Here is a 16502-nt window from a genome sequence, read left to right on the forward strand (position 1 = left end):
ATAAAAAAATACACTGGTGAAATCCATCTCTATAATTAAAATGAGGGAGAAGAATAACAGTCAAGCTTTGAATATTAGGATATTTTAATTAATATAAATTAAATATTTCTAATCTCTTTTATGGAGAACAAAGGGGAACTAGTAATCTAATGGCCGACAAAGGAAAAGGCACTGTTCTCATTGTCGAAGATGACTTGCTTCTTTCGATGGTAGAAGAACGTCTAATTAAAAAACTGGGCTTTGATGTTGTTGGAAAAGTCGACAATGGACTCGAGGCGATAGAAAAAGTTGGGGAGTTGGAGCCCGATATCATTGTTATGGATATCTCACTTAAAGGAGATATGGATGGTATCGAAGCTATGGGAAAAATCAGAGAAAATTCTGATATACCTGTTGTGTATCTGTCAGGGAGTGGTGACCGTTACTCTTACGAACGGGCTAAAAAAACCGGATTCACCGATTTTTTGACCAAACCTGTTACCAGTGGCGACTTGAAAACGCCACTGTTTGCCGCTCTTGATCAGAAAAGTAATTCTTCCACTTTTACTAAAGCAGGATAGTTAGGTATTAAGGTCTACCAATATCCGACCTATTTGTTTGCCTTCCAAAATGCGATCGATTTCTTTGCTGAGCTCTTCCAGTGATCGTCTTTTAGCTATATCATTTAATTTGTCAGGCTTCCATGATGAAGCCAGTTTTTGCCAAAGTTCTTTTCTAAGTGTCATTTTGCAATTACCGCTGTCTATTCCGGCAAGATAAATCCCTCGCAGAATAAACGGATAAACGTTGGTATGAAGCTCATGTCCCAGTACATTTCCGCAGCATGCTACGGTTCCGTGGAGCTTGGTCTGACGAATGGCGGTGTCGAGCATAATGCCGCCAACCGTATCGATGGCTCCCGCCCAGCGACTGCTGAGGAGAGGTCGAGAGGATTCATCCTGCACTTCATCACGATGAATGACAGTTGAGGCACCTAACTCTTTTAAAAAAGATGTTTGGTTCAGCTTGCCTGTGGCTGCTGTTACCTGATATCCCAGCCTTGAAAGAATTGCTACTGCCATTGTTCCAACGCCGCCGGTTGCCCCGGTAACAAGAATGGGGCCATCACTGGTCTGTACATCGTTATGTTGCAGGTGGTGGACGCCGATAGCGGCCGTAAATCCGGCAGTGCCGATAATCATACTTTCACGAATTGATAGCGGGTCGGGAAGCGGGACAATCCAGTCGCCCGGTACGCGGATATATTGGCCGAAGCCGCCAGGTGTATTTTGTCCGAGATCGTAGCCGGTTACAAGTACAGCGTCACCTTTTTTAAATCGATCATCTTGACTTTCTGTTACTGTACCGGCCGCATCAATACCGGGAATATGTGGATATTTTTTAGTTACGCCTTTGTTGCCGGTGGCAGAAAGTGCATCTTTATAATTCAGGGAAGAGTATTGTACCTCAATCAGTACCTCGTTGTCAGGCAGGTCTTCGATAGACCACTGTCGAATATTTCTTTGAAATGTTCCTTCGGAGGTTTCTTCGACAACCAGTGCTTTGAATGAATCATTCATAGATAATTCGCGAGTTTTTTGAGCCATTGTAATTTGCCTTCATACGGTGGATAACGGAGCGAGATATCAAGCCAATTGGATTTTTTCATGATACTTTTTTGATGAGAGAAAGTATCAAAGCTTTTCTTTCCATGATAGCTGCCAAATCCACTTTCTCCGATGCCTCCGAAAGGGAGCTCCATATTACCCAGATGCATGGCAGCGTCGTTAACGCACCCGCCACCGAATGCTGTATGATTTATAACCTTTTGCTGATTTGACTTATCGGTGCTGAAAATATATAAAGCCAGTGGACTTGGCTTTTTGTTTATAACAGAAATAATCTGTCCCAGATTTTCATAGGTAAGAACGGGCAGGATGGGTCCGAAAATTTCATCTTGCATAATATCATCTTCCCATGTTACCTCATCCATTATAGTAGGTGCTATATAGCGGTCTTTGATATCCGTTTCACCACCTGCTATTACTTTTTGGGGATCCAAAAGCTCCTTAAGACGCTCGGTGTGCTTTTTGTTAATGATGCGAGCAAAATCGGGGCTTTTCTTTGGATTGTCGCCGTAAAAAGATTTGATTTCTTGCTTGAGGTACTCGATAAATTCATCCTTTATAGAATGGTGAGTATAAACATAATCCGGACTCACGCATGTTTGTCCGGCGTTAATAAATTTACCCCAGGCAATGCGGCGGGCAGCTAAAGCAAGTTTGGCCGTTTGGTCTATAATGGCAGGAGATTTTCCGCCCAGTTCAAGGGTTAAGGGCGTGAGCTGTTCTGCGGCTCTCTGCATAATAATTTTTCCAATGCGCGCACTGCCGGTATAAAAGATATAATCCAGCGGTTGATCTAATATTGAATGTGTGACTTCAGGACCCCCTTGCACCACATGCAGAAATGCGGAATTGAAGTTGTCATTAATGATCTTGGCAAGCAGATTAGCAGTATGAGTTGAGATTTCCGATGGTTTTAAAATCGTGCAGTTTCCTGCTGCAATAGAACCCAAAGCAGGGTTTAATGTAAGTTGTACAGGATAATTCCAAGGTGAGATTACAAATGAAATTCCCCGGGGTTGGGGTTGTATATAGCTTTTCGAGGGGAAGTTTATTAATGATCTGCTAACCGTCTGCGGTTTTGTCCATCTGTTGAGGTTGGAGATCATATGATCAATCTCCTGGAAAATGATAAACAATTCAGTGCCAAATGTTTCAAAGGCTGGTTTGCCGAAATCTGACTGAAGAGCTTCAAAAATGTCTTGCTCATGATCCTTGAGGATATTTCTTAATTTACGCAGCTGCTCTTTGCGATATGTAACACTTCGAGTCTTATCGCTGTTGAAGAATTGTTTTTGTTTTTCAACGAGTGCTTTCATGGATCGTGTTCATTTTCATCATGAAGAATGTCCTTTAAAAGTATCCATTGAACGATATACTCCAAACAATTTGCCTGCTAATAGATCAAACAATTTGGTTGGCAGAAATCCTTTCAATACTGGAATAAGTTTAACCATAAATGGCTCGCGTAGATGAATTTTATCTTTCTCTATGGCGTTTATAATCCGATTGGTAATGTAGTCAGGCTCCAACAATGGAGTTAACAAAGGAGCTGTAACACCTTCAAACATTCCTGTTTTGATGTAGCTGGGTTCGACAGATGTGACCTTTATTCCATAATCTTCTTGTTCAAGCTCAATGCGAAGAGATTCTGACCAGCCGATGAGTCCCCACTTGCTGCCGGTGTAAGCTGCCATTTTTGGATTGGCAATTAGCCCGGCAGCAGATGCAATATTAACAATGTGCCCACTCCGTCGATCAACCATTTGTGGCAAGAATGCCCGGGTAGTATGCATTGCGCCCAGTAGGTTTACCTCAACAGTGCGCTGAATATCTTCTCGGGTGTGACTGTGGTAAAGATCACCGGTTACAATACCGGCATTATTTATCAGAATATCGATATGTGAGAAGCTATTTAAAACCTCTTCGGCAGCAGAATAAATCTGATCGGGATCGGAAATATCAACTTTTTTTATAGTGATTTTATCACTGAAATCATGCTGTTTATCAGAAAGCTCGTTTAAGCTTGAAGTGTTGATATCCCACACAATCAGTTTTTGGGCTTTTTTCTGAAGGGCCTGCTGCCCCATCAATAAGCCGATGCCGCTGGCTCCCCCGGTGATAAGTACATTTTTACCTCTGAATTTACTCATAAATTGTATAGTAATAATAATCCGTAATGATAGAAAAGATGCATAAATTTTCTTATATCATCTGGGTAACAAATCTGATGAGCATATATGCCAGATCAAGATAATGAAGATCTCCAATCCCGAGTTAATCGCCTTGAGAAAAAGGTGGAGGAGTTGGAACGTCGATTAGAGGATAAGTCAGTTCATGAGCAAAAATCAGAACCAGCCTCCCCGCCTTCTGCATCGACCGCTCCTGGTAATTCCGTGCAGCAATCAAATCCCCAACAAACAGATACACTCGATTGGGAATCCAGCAATATTCAGGTGGGAGAGCAGTGGCTCAATCGGATTGGAATAGGACTACTGCTGATTGGGGTAGCCTTTCTGTTTAAATATTCCATTGATCAAGGTTGGTTGATCCCTCCCGTCCGCAGCGCTATCGGTTTGGGTATAGGGATAATTCTTTCGGCAGCAGGTTTGCAGATGAAACCGGAAGAAAAGCCTTTGAAACAGATACTGTTGGGCGGCGGAATTGCCGTCTTTTATATCACCGGCTTTGCAACTTTTCAGCTCTATACATTTATGCCCTCGGGCATTATCTGGACGTTTATGGTGATTGTGACACTTCTTTCACTTTCGCTTTCGCTGCAGCAGGATGAAGCTGTGCTGTCAGTGGTTGGTACTCTGGGCGCCCTTGGAACGCCTTTTATGCTTTATACTGGAGAAGGTAGCGTGGTGACGTTAATGGCATATACCATCCTGATTTTAGTGGCGGCTACTATCATTTACATGCAAAAGGGATGGAAATCTCTGCTCTGGAGTATCGTGTTGGGGGGTGCGCTGGTAATTTTTGTAGGACTAGTCAATACAGCTTATTACGGTGATTCGCCTCCACTTCTGGATTACTGGTCGATACAGGTGGGTGCCATAGTTTGGATGTTGGGATCATGGATTTTACCGGTGATACGTGAACAGCTGAGAAAGCACAATAAACTCCGCTGGCTGAATTCTGCTGTAAAATCTGTGAAGAAACAAGTTGATCAATATGAGAAATTTGGTACTGGTTCCAGCATTCATTTGGTTGCATTTTTTGTTCCTTTGCTGATGCTCATAATGACGGTATCGTTATGGGAGCTTTCTATGAATGAGGCAGGATTGGGGGCAATCATATTAGCCGTTGGCGGTAGTTTATTTTACTTGCCGTTAACCAGGTACGGACTTTCAAAGCTTGCTTCTACCCATGTTCTTTTGGGGTTGTGTATGCTTACGATCGGGTTTGTCTTAATTCTGGAAGGCAATTTTCTGATCATTGTAATAGTGACTGAAGCTGTGGCCCTGCGCTTTGTGGCTTGGCAGATAAAAGATGCACGAATAAGTGCAAGCTCACATATATTGTTCATAATCGCTTTTTTCTGGTTGTTGAATACGTTGTATTATGACATAGGAGTGGCTGAAACATTTCTCACTATTAAAACGGCAACACAGCTGGGAGTTATTCTGGCAGCTGGTTTGTTGATTCCGCGCTGGTTGCAAAAGCGGGATCCGCGACAGTTATACCAGGTGATAAGTCATGTCATTTTTCTTCTTTGGCTTTATCAAAAAAGTATGGTGTTCGACAATGGGCAGGGCTGGGTAACCGTCACCTGGGGTAGTTATGCTATTTTACTGCTGGTATGGGGAGCTATATGGAATAACAAAGGAGGTCGAATGATTGGAATGGGGACCATATTCTTGGTTGTCGGCAAGTTATTCCTGATTGATCTTTCACAGCTGGAGGCGGTTTGGAGGATTCTGCTCTTTATCGGATTTGGAGCAGTATTTCTGGTTCTGGGCTACTACTGGCAATCTAAATGGAATCCCGAAGAGCAATCGGGTTAAGCAATAATTAAAAAATGTGTTACCTTCAGTCGGTATGAAAACAGCAATTAAATATTCGTAAGATTTAAACCATGAAAAAAGTACTTTTTACTTTTGCAACTGTTTTAATTTTTGTGGGGTGCATGGAATCCCCGATCGATCGCACAGCACAAACGATTACGGAAGAAAGCCTGATGGAGCCGATAACAGTTCTATCTTCTGATGAGTTTAAAGGACGTGCTACCGGCACTGAAGGAGAAGAAAAGACGGTTGAGTATCTGGTTTCAAAATTTAAAGAATATGATATTCAGGGTGGAGCATCTGATGGTGGATATGTTCAGAATGTACCGCTGATCGGACAGAAAACGGCCGAGGATGCACAGATATCCATCACAAAAAATGGAAGCATCATACATGAATTCGAATACTATACCGATTTTATGGCTTGGCCGAGCAACCTTGAGGAGAATGTCTCGGTTGAGGATGCTGAGTTAGTATATGTGGGATACGGTATTCAGGCGCCTGAAGAAGATTGGGATGATTTTAAAGAAACAGATGTAGAGGGAAAGGTACTGGTGGTAAAGAATAATGATCCCAATAGTGACCCCAATCTGTTTGAGGGGAAGAAGAGATTGTATTACGGCCGCTATGATTATAAATATGAGAAGGCTCAGGAATTGGGTGCAGCGGGTGTGCTTATCATCCACACAACGCCCACGGCGGGTTACGGCTGGGATGTCGTGGCAAACAGCTGGAGCCGTGAACGGTTTTACCTGCGTGAGGACGCATCAATGAAGGATTCTCCGACAAAGTTTAATGGCTGGCTGACAAAGGAAGCAAGTACTTCTCTTTTTGAGAGCGCGGGACTAGATCTCGAAAACCAGCTAAAAGCAGCTGAAGATCGCAATTTTGAGCCGGTAACTTTACAAGGTTTGCAGCTAAATGTTGATTTATCAGCAGAATATCGCGAGCAGAATGCTAAAAATGTATTGGGTGTGATTGAAGGCACAAGCGATCGCCTGAAAGATGAATACCTGGTGCTTACGGCACATCACGATCATTTAGGTGTTACAAAGCCAGTAGAGGGTGACTCCATTAACAACGGAGCTCACGACAACGCAGCGGGTGTTAGTGCTGTTCTGAATATGGCACGCGGCTATCAAGAACTGCAGCCGCAATTGAAACGCAGCGTGCTGTTTTTGCTGGTAGGGGCCGAAGAAGTAGGTCTTTTAGGGTCAAAGTATTGGGCTGAAAACCCAACAGTTCATCCCGGAAAAGTCACGGGCAATATTAATCTTGACGGAATGAATGTCTATGGCAAAACCGAGGACCTGGTGCTGGTCGGCTATGGACGAAACAGCGTCAGTGATCTTATTGAAGAGCTTGCTGAGGAACAGGGTCGCGAAGTAAAACCCGATGCCAATCCGGATCAGGGATATTTTTATCGATCCGATCACTTTTCACTGGCGAAGAAAGGTATACCGGCAGTTTTCCCCAATCCCGGTAAAAATTTTGTAGATAAACCCGAAGGTTATGCTGAAACAGTTGACAGTTTGCAAGATGCCAATTACCATTCTGTAAGTGACGAAGTTAATGAGTATTGGGACTTGTCGGGTATGGTACAGGATGTACGACTGTTTTTTGACGCTGGATACCGGATGCTTAATACCGATAGAATACAGACATGGCGTGACGATGATGAGTTTAAGCAGGCTCGATTGGAAATGATTGAAGAAGTATTATCAGAGTAAGATATGCGCAGAATTTTTCGCTAAAAATATTGTTTTAATAAATCTAACATTAAATAAGCTAAAACAGATGAAGAAGTTACTTTCTATTTTTTCTCTTGCACTTACAGTGGTATTAATTTCGGGAGCTACGTTCGAAGCACAAGCACAAAGTGAAGAAGAGCCATCCATTACCATCGTGGAATACAGTGATTATCAATGTCCGGCCTGTGCTTATTTTCATCCCATTGTTGAGAAATTAAAGGATAAGTACGGGGATCAGATTAATTTTGAGATGAGATATTTTCCGTTGAACAGCCACCGCTATGCGGCAATTGCGGCGCGTGCAGCCCAGGCGGCTAAAAATCAGGGGAAATTTAAGGAGATGCATGATCTGCTTTTTGAGAACCAGGATCAGTGGTCGAATTCCGGGAATCCGGGAGGTATTTTTGTTAACTATGCTGAAAAAATCGGTCTTGATGTAGAACAGTTCAAAAATGAGCTGAATGCGGCGGAGACACAAAAAATAGTGATGGAAGAACGGAAAGAAGGACGTACAAAGGGTGTTAATTCAACTCCGACTTTTTATATCGAAGGCGAACAGTTGAATAATTTGCCCCGTACGTTTGAACAGTTCGACCAGATTGTGCAAAATTACCTGCAGGAAAAACAAAGCAGTGACTAAATAATGATTTATGAATTTTTAGATCAAAAGCCCGATTTTCCCGAATCTGTTTTTGTGGCTCCCAGCGCCGATATTATCGGTGATGTAACATTGGGAGAAGAGAGCAGTGTCTGGTTTAATGTGACAATCCGCGGCGATGTTAACTGGATAAAAATCGGCAGTCGATCTAACGTACAGGATAATACCTGCATTCACGTAATGAATCAGACGGGGCCTACAAAGATCGGTGATGAAGTGACGATCGGTCACAATGCCATGATTCACGGCTGCACGATTCATGATCGAGCATTGATTGGAATTCACGCTACGATTCTGGATGAAGTCGTTATCGAATCCGATGTAATTGTTGCGGCCGGAAGCCTGGTGCCGCCGGGTAAGCGCTTGGAGTCGGGTTATATGTATATGGGCAGTCCTGTAAAGCAGACGCGGAAATTGACTGACGAAGAGATCATCTCCATCAAAGAGCATTCCGACAACTATGTGAAATACGCCCGCGCCTACCAGCAAAAAGATACCTACGAGACGAATCCCTTTTATACCCGAACCCAAGAATAACGAACAGGGAATTTCGAATAATGAAATATTTTGAAATTCAGCATTCCTTGTTCAATATTCGATATTCTAATGTCCGGAATTTACCTCCATATCCCATTTTGCAAGCAGGCCTGCTCGTACTGTGACTTTTACTTTGTTACGCGTACCTCTGAACGAGAACATTTCGTGAAGCGATTGCTCGAAGAAATCGAGGATTTTCGGGATACCAAGTTTACCCGTGAAACCGTTGAGACGATCTATTTTGGCGGAGGTACTCCATCGCTGTTAGAACCGAAACAGATTGAGCAGATATTGAAGAAGATACACAGTGTTTTTGATGTAGAGCTGCGGGAAGTCACCTTTGAGATGAATCCCGATGACGTTTCGGAAGAGTTCTTGGCGGATTTAAAATCGCTGGGTATTCATCGCGCCAGTATGGGTGTGCAGTCGTTTCAGCCTGAGCTGCTGAACTTTATGAATCGGGCGCATTCTAGAGACGAAGCCCTTCGCTGCATGGAGCTGTTGAGTAAATCCGATTTCGAGTCATTTACTGTGGACCTGATCTATGGAAATCCAAATGAAACAATGGAGCAGCTCAAAGCAGATTTGGAACTGCTCTTGCAGTTTCATCCGCCACATGTATCGGCGTATTCGCTTACTATCGAGCCGAATACTCGGCTGGGAAAACAGGTTGAGCTGGGGCGCATTGCGCCTCCTGAAGATGACAGAGTAGCCGATCAGTTTGATCTGATAAATAAGTATCTTAGAGAGCATGGTATTGAGCGGTACGAAGTAAGCAATTACAGTCGCCCGGGATCTGAAGCCGTGCATAACAGCAGCTATTGGGAGCACGAAAATTACTTGGGATTTGGCCCGGCAGCGCATTCTTTTTGGTGGAATGATGAGGCGGTGCGATGGGACAATGAGCGGAATCTTCGCGGATATCTGCGCAATAATTTTAATCAGGAAAGGGAGCTGCTTTCGGACAACCAACTGGTCGAAGAACGTATTATGATGGGGCTCAGAACAAGAAAGGGAATTAGTTTGAAAGAGCTGTCGGAGAGATATGATTATCATCTTAATGAACGTCAGGAATCGTATTTAAACAATCGAGAGCGGGAAAATAAACTAACGTTTGACGATCGAATTGTTTTGAGCGACCGTGGCATCAAGATTGCCGATGCTATAATTTTGGATCTTATTACGTTGCACTAATCCAATTGCTTTTCTACAGCAAATGGAACAAATTAATGCATCCGCAAATCATAATTAGGGGTACGTGATATGAAGCCGAGCTTTAAAGCATTTATGGAGAAAATTATTGACTATGCCGGATTATTCCCACCGGCCGACTTATCTCTTGACACCTCACTCCAAAATTATAACAGATATCGCAAGAGTGGGGATGCCTGGATGCTGGGACGTTTTATTATTCCCTCGGCACGGCTCGATGAGCTGGAGCCGTATCGTGATGATCTTTTTCAGAAAAAAGATCCGTATGATTTTTCTGTGCTGGGAAATGGGACTGATACGGTTGATGAGTTTCGTAATCATCTGCGAGAGATTGTGGAAGCCATAAAGCAGTTTCACGATACACACGGCGACCGGGTGACTACAGAGATACTGGAAATGAAACTTCCCCGCGAAGCAGTTTTTGTGAATGACACCGACCTGTTGTTGGATATTTATGAAGAGGTGGCTCTTCAGATGAACAGTTCAGAGCTGTTGCCGAACCAGGTTTTTTTTGAAGGACTTTTTGAGGAGAATTGGGAAAAGGAGATCGGCCTCATCCTCGAAATAATGCAAGAACATAATCAGGCGTTTGAGAGTGAAACGCTTCAGGAAATAGGTTTTAAGCTTCGTTGCGGGGGTGTTGAGGCAGAAATGTTCCCTTCGCCCCAGCAAGTTGCCTTTACGATCACTAAAGCGCGTGAGCATAATGTAGCGTTAAAATGTACCGCGGGATTACACCATCCTATTCGTCACTATTCCGATTCAGTCAATACAAAGATGCATGGCTTTTTTAATGTTTTTGGCGGTGCTATGTTGGGATATGCACATAACCTTTCGCAAGACGAGCTCATTAAAATTATCAAAGAAGAAGATCCTGGGCATTTTCATTTTACCGACGATGAATTTCAATGGGAGAATTTAGCTATTGAAAAACATGAAATTTCTGAGTTGCGAGATGTTGCACTTTTATCTTTTGGAAGCTGCAGCTTTGATGAGCCGCGCGAAGACCTTCAGAAGCTGAAGCTCCTGTAAATGGCAAATTACAAACGCCAAAAATCAAATTCCTGTTTATAATTATAATTAAGAACCAGTTTGAAATTTGATAATTATTAATTGAAAATTGATACAATGCATCAAACTAATGATCCGGAACTGGAATCATTCATCGAGGTAGATCCTGATTCTCATTTTCCAATCCAAAATCTACCATATGGAGTCGCACGATCGAAAGACAGCGGAGAAGTTTTCATCTGTACGGCTATCGGCGATCATGTTGTGAATCTGGCAGAACTCGACGCCGCCGGAGCGTTTGACGGTCCGCAGCTTGATGGCAAACCAGTTTTTCGGGAAAGCACATTGAATGACTTTATGGAGCTAGGTCCCAAAGCCTGGGCCGAAGCCCGGACGTATATCAGCACGTTATTAAGAGCTGATGAACCCTCGCTGCGAGATAATGAGCCACTTCGGGAGCGTGTATTTACACCCATGAATGAGGTGGAAATGTTACTGCCCGTGGATATTGGCGACTATACCGATTTTTACTCTTCAGAGCAGCATGCCACAAATGTGGGCAGCATGTTCCGTGATCCCGAGAATGCGCTGAAGCCGAACTGGAAGCATCTGCCGGTTGGCTATCACGGACGTGCAAGTTCGGTGGTTGTCAGCGGTACAAATCTGCATCGTCCGCAGGGACAAGTATTGCCGCCCGACAGCGATGATACGCCGGTTTTTGATGCCTGTAATCTCTGCGATTTTGAGCTTGAAATGGGATTTTTAACAGGCCCCGGGAATCCGCTGGGAGAACCTATTCCTGTTAGTAAAGCAGAAGATCATATATTCGGATTAATACTCGTCAACGACTGGAGTGCCCGCGACATCCAGAAATGGGAATACCAGCCGCTTGGTCCGTTCCTGGCTAAGAACTGGGCAACGTCCGTTTCTCCGTGGATTGTGACACTGCAGGCGCTGGAGCCGTTTCGGATTGAGGGACCGGAACAGAATCCGAAACCATTGCCGTATCTGCAGTCGCAAGGCAAATGGACCTTTGATATTAATTTGGATGTTTATCTGCAGGGCGAAGAGATGGATGAGCCGCACAAGATCTGCGCATCCAATGCAAAGAACTTGTACTGGAATATTGCCCAGCAGCTGGCGCACCAGACAATTACCGGGTGCAACGTGCAGGCCGGCGATCTCTATGCATCAGGGACCATCAGCGGAGAGGAGAAAAGCTCGTACGGCAGCATGCTTGAGCTGAGCTGGAAGGGAACTGAACCTATTGAATTTCCCAATGGCGAAACACGCACTTTTTTAGAAGATGGCGATGAGGTAACAATGACTGGCTATGCTGATACCGATGAGTATCGTATTGGTTTCGGTGAGGTAACCGGCAAGATTTTACCGGCAAAAGAGTTGGATTTTTAAGATAAACGTGAGATGTGAAACGGCAGATGTGAAGAAGAAATTAAGCCTAAAAGGTAAACTTAATGTGCTCGCAAATAGCGCGAATAATGCAGATTTACGAATTCTGCGAGGTCTGCGTAATCAGCGGGTCAAATAGCTTTCGAAGGCACGCGTTTGTCGTCTGCCGTCTTACATCTGCCGTCACTTCACCAGCGTCATCTGTTTGGTAGTTATGTTGCCATCAATATTTAAGCGAAAAAAATAAATTCCCGATGCATAGTTTCTGCCGTCGAACCGTTCTGTATAAATACCTTCGGGAAGAGACTCCTCAATCAGTGTAGCAACTTTTCGTCCCAGTACATCGAAAATTTCAAGCTGCACGTTCTGGCGTTTGGTAAGGCTGAATCTGATTGTAGTTTCATTAGAAAAAGGGTTGGGATAGTTTTGTTCAACCTGCACCGTTTGCGGATTCACCGACTGTAGCGCCAATCCATATTGGGTTTCCAGATGATAGGAACCATTTGCTGCCACAATCCCCAGCTTTTTGATTTCATTCCATCGCCAATTGGTTTCGTAATTAATAGATTCTTGCTGACTGTTATTTACAGTGATAAACTCCACAGTGCCGTCATCAAAATAACCCAGTGCTGCAACTGCGGTTTGAGGATTAGATATTTTTGAAAGGTTAACAGCAATAGCACCCGGGAAAGGTGACGGTTGTACATCAAAATAAGTGGCTGATAAGTTATTTAGAGTATCAGGCATAGCCAGCGGATCATCCCCAACAGACTGTTGGGTAATATTAGGAGCTGGATAATGTGCGCTTTCCTCGAAGCCGAAATTGCCTGAACTGAATTCCGGTCCCGAAGCCAGGTGCCAGAGCTGTGATTCAGCATATGCACGTTGATATGCCTCTTCACCGCCAAGCTGTTGTTCCAGTGCATTCACCATCGGTATTGTGGGATTATCCTTGATAATTTCCCAAACCTGCGGCCAGAAGTCCGAGCCATATTTTTCTTCAAAAAAGAGCGCCCAGGTTACGTGATAATAAGACCCGGGATAAAATGACTCCTTGGGATTATTAAAAATTGAGTCATCTGATTCAATGTAATTATAGTAGTCGTTGACATCATCATAGACCACTTCTTCCATCAGCGTGGCATCCATTTCAAGCCATAAACCCGTCTCATACCTCCATTCATTGGCGGCATACTGAATAGCATGTTTAAATTCGTGAGCGACTGTTGCATATACGGCTCCGATTTGATCGCCCTCGGGATGGTCATTGGGCGGGAAATTTTCAGAAAAGTCATTTTCTATACGGATATATGTAGTACCACCCCCCGGCGCCCGGATATCACCATAAAAAGACCCTAAGTTACGGATTAAAATTTCATAGGGTTGGTTGTTGAAAATAGGATCGGTATATCCAAGCGTTTGTACCTGGTGTCGGTACGAAGAGTCAGCAGCTTCCGCAACTTCTTCTACATAATCGGGGATGTCATTTTCATTTTCGTCAGCCGATGGAACAGCGTGGCTGCCGGTGGTTTCGTAGTGGATCTCAAAGTTTCCCGACGGCGATTGGTATGTTTCGGATGATTGAGTGGTTGGACTATCCATTATCGACTCAATTTCAGAAATCGTGGGACCTGAAAGTTTATTGTAATTTTGATGGAAATCGGTAATAGCGGGGGTCCCACATTTGAGGGGAGATGAGTTCTGTTGTTGATAGTTTTCAGGCAATTTTTGAGAATTACCTGCAGCATAAAATTTATATAGTACCTTTTGGTCAATATTCAGTTGCCCCTTCTTATAATCCTGCTCGATATCCTTATAAATGTCGTGATTGTGTTTATGGAGATCAGAATCCAGCCGTTGTTGCCCATTAGCAATATTGACAGAGGCAAGGAAAATAAGTAAACAAATGGGTAAGCAGAGCAGGGGATACTTCATTCAACAACGAAATATTAGACAGATCTGGAGTTCATTTCTTGGAAAATTACTCTTATTTTTGGCATCTGCAAATAATGTATCACCACTAAGACACTAAGTCCACTGAGGTAAAGTAAAATAAATTTCTTAGTGCTCTCAGTGATTTAGTGGTAAACAAAAATCAAATCATGTACGAAGTAATACTCTATTACAAATTCCACCCCATTGAAGATCCTGAAACCTTCTGCGAAGAACACAAGCAGTTTTGCAAGGATTTGGGAATCAAAGGACGAATTTATATCAACGAAGAAGGCATTAACGGTACTGTTGGCGGTACCCCGGAACAGATAACCAAATACAAAGAATATCTGACAAGTATTTCCGGATTTGAGGATATCGATTTCAAAACCGATGCCAGTGATTATGTGCCGTTTGCAAAGTTAAAATGTAAAACGCGTGATGAGTTGGTGGCGATTCACAAAGAGGATGTAGATCCCTCTGATGGTGGAAAGTACCTTGAGCCGCACGAATGGAAACAGGTACTGGAAAACGAGGATGATTATGTGCTGATTGACGTTCGTAACGATTATGAATCAAAAATCGGCCATTTTGAAGGTGCTATTACGCCGGATGTGGAAAATTTCTATGATTTCCCCAAATGGCTGGAGCAGGTTGAAGAGGAGATTGACAAGGATAAAAAAGTGCTGATGTACTGTACGGGTGGCATCCGATGCGAAAAATTTTCGGTGCTGATGAAAGAGAAAGGATGGCACGACGTAAATCAGCTGCACGGCGGTATTCTGAAATATGCCAATGAAGAGGGCGGCAAGCATTATAAAGGCAAGTGCTTTGTGTTTGATGATCGCCTGGTGGTGCCGGTTAATGAAGACGATATGGAACCGATCGCGCGTTGTGAAATCACGGGCAAGCCGGCAGATACCTATATCAACTGTGCGAATATGGAGTGTAATAAGCTATTTGTCTGCTCAGAGGAGGGCGCGCGGCTGATGGAAGGATGCTGCAGCGAGGAGTGCCGTGAGAGCGAGTTTAAGCGGCCGTTTGATCCCGAAAATGCCTTTCGTCCGTTCCGCAAGTGGTACAACTATTTCGACGAAGATTTTAAAGAGCGTCAGCTGGAAGAGGGGTAGTTGTTAATTTTTTTTGTCATGCTGAACGGGTCCTGCACCCAGAATAGCTGGGGACAGAGTGTTTCGATTTAGGATTTTATAGTTATTCCACAAAGATTCACAGAAAAGACACAGAGTTACACAAAGGTTTGCGTTACGAATATAGTTGCGAGGGAGCTCTGCTCCCGAAGTAATAGGGGTTTTTTGTTCTGCAGTGCAAATCAACTCCGATGAGGAGTCTCAACAGTACTGAAACAATGTAATCGTACCCTGCTATGATAAGCGTCCGCGCTTATCATTTAACCACGTTTCATGTTTCAAGGGTGGATGCTTGGAACATTCAGTGATAAGGTTTCATCCTGTCCGCTGGCTGGCGGATCAGGAATATCAGTAAAATTCAATAACTGCTTTTTAAATGAGCAGTTGCAATAGATGCTGAAGAGATTAAATCAGTTAAGAACATAGCTTGCCAGATTGTAGAAGATCCGGAAAGTCTTCTTCCACTTTGCGAATCATCTTTACAAATTTTTCATAGCAATTCTTCCTTTACAACCTGCAAAACCTGTTGGGTCATCTGGTCACAGTCTTCACCCTTGAACGAAAGAAGGTCTATTTCGTCGAGCATATCGGCCAATTCATCCCGAAGCATCTTTTTGGCGCGATGAAGTCGTACCTTAACGTTAGCTCGTGAAATATCCAGAATTTCCGCGGTTTCTTTCGTACTCATCTGCTCAATTTCGCGCATAATAAGTACACTCCGATATTTGGGCGGCAGCGCATCAATTGCTTTTTCGAGGTGCTCGTTCATATCATCCTGTATAAGATTTGTCTCAGGTGTGGATGTTTCTTTTCTACTCTTTTGATCATCATCTTCGTGATCGGTTACATCAACAAGATCAGAAATATTATTATTCCGGCTAATTTTCTTTAAAGCCTCATTTATCCCGATGCGAAAAAGCCAGGTTGAAAACTTGGCCTCACCGCGAAACTGATTCAGGTTTTCAAATGCTTTCAGGTAGGAGGTCTGCATCACATCCTTGGCATCTTCTTTATTAGAAATATAGCCTCGGACAATGCGAAAAAGCTGTTGATTATAGCGTTGAACAAGGACGCTGAACAGATCAACATTTCCAGAAATCACATCTTTAATAATCCGTTCATCAGTAAGTTTATCGGGAGATTTCTGCCGGAGTATATCTATATCGTCAGGATCTTTCATAGTATCGAATAATTGTTTTGTAACCTTTTCCGGTTTTAATGATCAAATA

At 43.4% G+C, this 16502-nt stretch carries 14 protein-coding genes; 9 read left to right on the plus strand and 5 right to left on the minus strand.

From position 1 onward, the window contains the following. Positions 1 to 149 precede the first annotated feature (149 nt). Positions 150 to 560, plus strand: a complete 411-nt coding sequence (locus ACT3ID_RS09795) for a response regulator (RefSeq protein ID WP_491541840.1) — start codon at positions 150 to 152, stop codon at positions 558 to 560. Here the strand turns inward: ACT3ID_RS09795 and ACT3ID_RS09800 are convergent, their stop codons facing one another. Genes ACT3ID_RS09800 through ACT3ID_RS09810 form a run of 3 tightly spaced genes read right to left on the minus strand, consistent with a single transcriptional unit; the run spans position 561 to position 3757 of the window. Continuing rightward, entirely contained in the window at positions 561 to 1559 is a 999-nt protein-coding gene (locus ACT3ID_RS09800) for a YhdH/YhfP family quinone oxidoreductase (protein ID WP_491541841.1), read from the minus strand. It abuts the gene before it with no gap. Beyond that, positions 1556 to 2923 (minus strand): aldehyde dehydrogenase, encoded by a 1368-nt coding sequence (locus tag ACT3ID_RS09805; protein ID WP_491541842.1) that lies wholly within the window; start codon positions 2921 to 2923, stop codon positions 1556 to 1558. Before ACT3ID_RS09805 ends, ACT3ID_RS09800 begins: the two co-directional genes overlap by 4 nt. Positions 2924 to 2941: 18 nt before the next feature. Further along, entirely contained in the window at positions 2942 to 3757 is an 816-nt protein-coding gene (locus ACT3ID_RS09810; protein WP_491541843.1) for an SDR family oxidoreductase, read from the minus strand. An 87-nt stretch (positions 3758 to 3844) separates the two neighbouring features. On the opposite strand from ACT3ID_RS09810, the gene ACT3ID_RS09815 reads away from it, so the two are divergent. The 7 genes from ACT3ID_RS09815 to fahA all read left to right on the plus strand — a co-directional run bounded on the left by ACT3ID_RS09815 (position 3845) and on the right by fahA (position 12196). Further along, the gene (locus ACT3ID_RS09815) at positions 3845 to 5614 is read left to right on the plus strand and encodes a DUF2339 domain-containing protein (RefSeq protein ID WP_491541844.1); all 1770 of its coding nucleotides are present in this window, start codon (positions 3845 to 3847) and stop codon (positions 5612 to 5614) included. Positions 5615 to 5685: 71 nt separating this feature from the next. Further along, the gene (locus tag ACT3ID_RS09820; protein WP_491541845.1) at positions 5686 to 7344 is read left to right on the plus strand and encodes a M28 family peptidase; all 1659 of its coding nucleotides are present in this window, start codon (positions 5686 to 5688) and stop codon (positions 7342 to 7344) included. A gap of 67 nt (positions 7345 to 7411) precedes the next feature. Then, positions 7412 to 8005: a DsbA family protein gene (locus ACT3ID_RS09825; protein WP_491541846.1), complete on the plus strand. Its 594-nt coding sequence runs from the start codon at positions 7412 to 7414 to the stop codon at positions 8003 to 8005. Between the two features lie 3 nt (positions 8006 to 8008). Continuing rightward, positions 8009 to 8560: a gamma carbonic anhydrase family protein gene (locus ACT3ID_RS09830; RefSeq protein ID WP_491541847.1), complete on the plus strand. Its 552-nt coding sequence runs from the start codon at positions 8009 to 8011 to the stop codon at positions 8558 to 8560. Positions 8561 to 8629: 69 nt separating this feature from the next. Continuing rightward, entirely contained in the window at positions 8630 to 9754 is a 1125-nt protein-coding gene (gene hemW, locus ACT3ID_RS09835) for a radical SAM family heme chaperone HemW (protein WP_491541848.1), read from the plus strand. Between the two features lie 69 nt (positions 9755 to 9823). After that, entirely contained in the window at positions 9824 to 10804 is a 981-nt protein-coding gene (locus ACT3ID_RS09840; protein WP_491541849.1) for a hypothetical protein, read from the plus strand. 96 nt (positions 10805 to 10900) lie between these two features. Further along, positions 10901 to 12196: a fumarylacetoacetase gene (gene fahA / locus ACT3ID_RS09845; protein WP_491541850.1), complete on the plus strand. Its 1296-nt coding sequence runs from the start codon at positions 10901 to 10903 to the stop codon at positions 12194 to 12196. A 180-nt stretch (positions 12197 to 12376) separates the two neighbouring features. On the opposite strand, the gene ACT3ID_RS09850 is transcribed toward fahA, so the two are convergent. Next, complete coding sequence (locus ACT3ID_RS09850) at positions 12377 to 14128, minus strand: MXAN_6640 family putative metalloprotease (RefSeq protein ID WP_491541851.1); 1752 nt, start codon at positions 14126 to 14128, stop codon at positions 12377 to 12379. Positions 14129 to 14295: 167 nt separating this feature from the next. On the opposite strand from ACT3ID_RS09850, the gene trhO reads away from it, so the two are divergent. Beyond that, positions 14296 to 15255, plus strand: a complete 960-nt coding sequence (gene trhO / locus ACT3ID_RS09855) for an oxygen-dependent tRNA uridine(34) hydroxylase TrhO (RefSeq protein WP_491541852.1) — start codon at positions 14296 to 14298, stop codon at positions 15253 to 15255. A 508-nt stretch (positions 15256 to 15763) separates the two neighbouring features. On the opposite strand, the gene ACT3ID_RS09860 is transcribed toward trhO, so the two are convergent. Next, entirely contained in the window at positions 15764 to 16453 is a 690-nt protein-coding gene (locus tag ACT3ID_RS09860) for an RNA polymerase sigma factor (RefSeq protein WP_491541853.1), read from the minus strand. Between the last annotated feature and the right edge of the window lie 49 nt (positions 16454 to 16502).

It is taken from the genome of Fodinibius sp. GM108 (genome assembly GCF_058386985.1).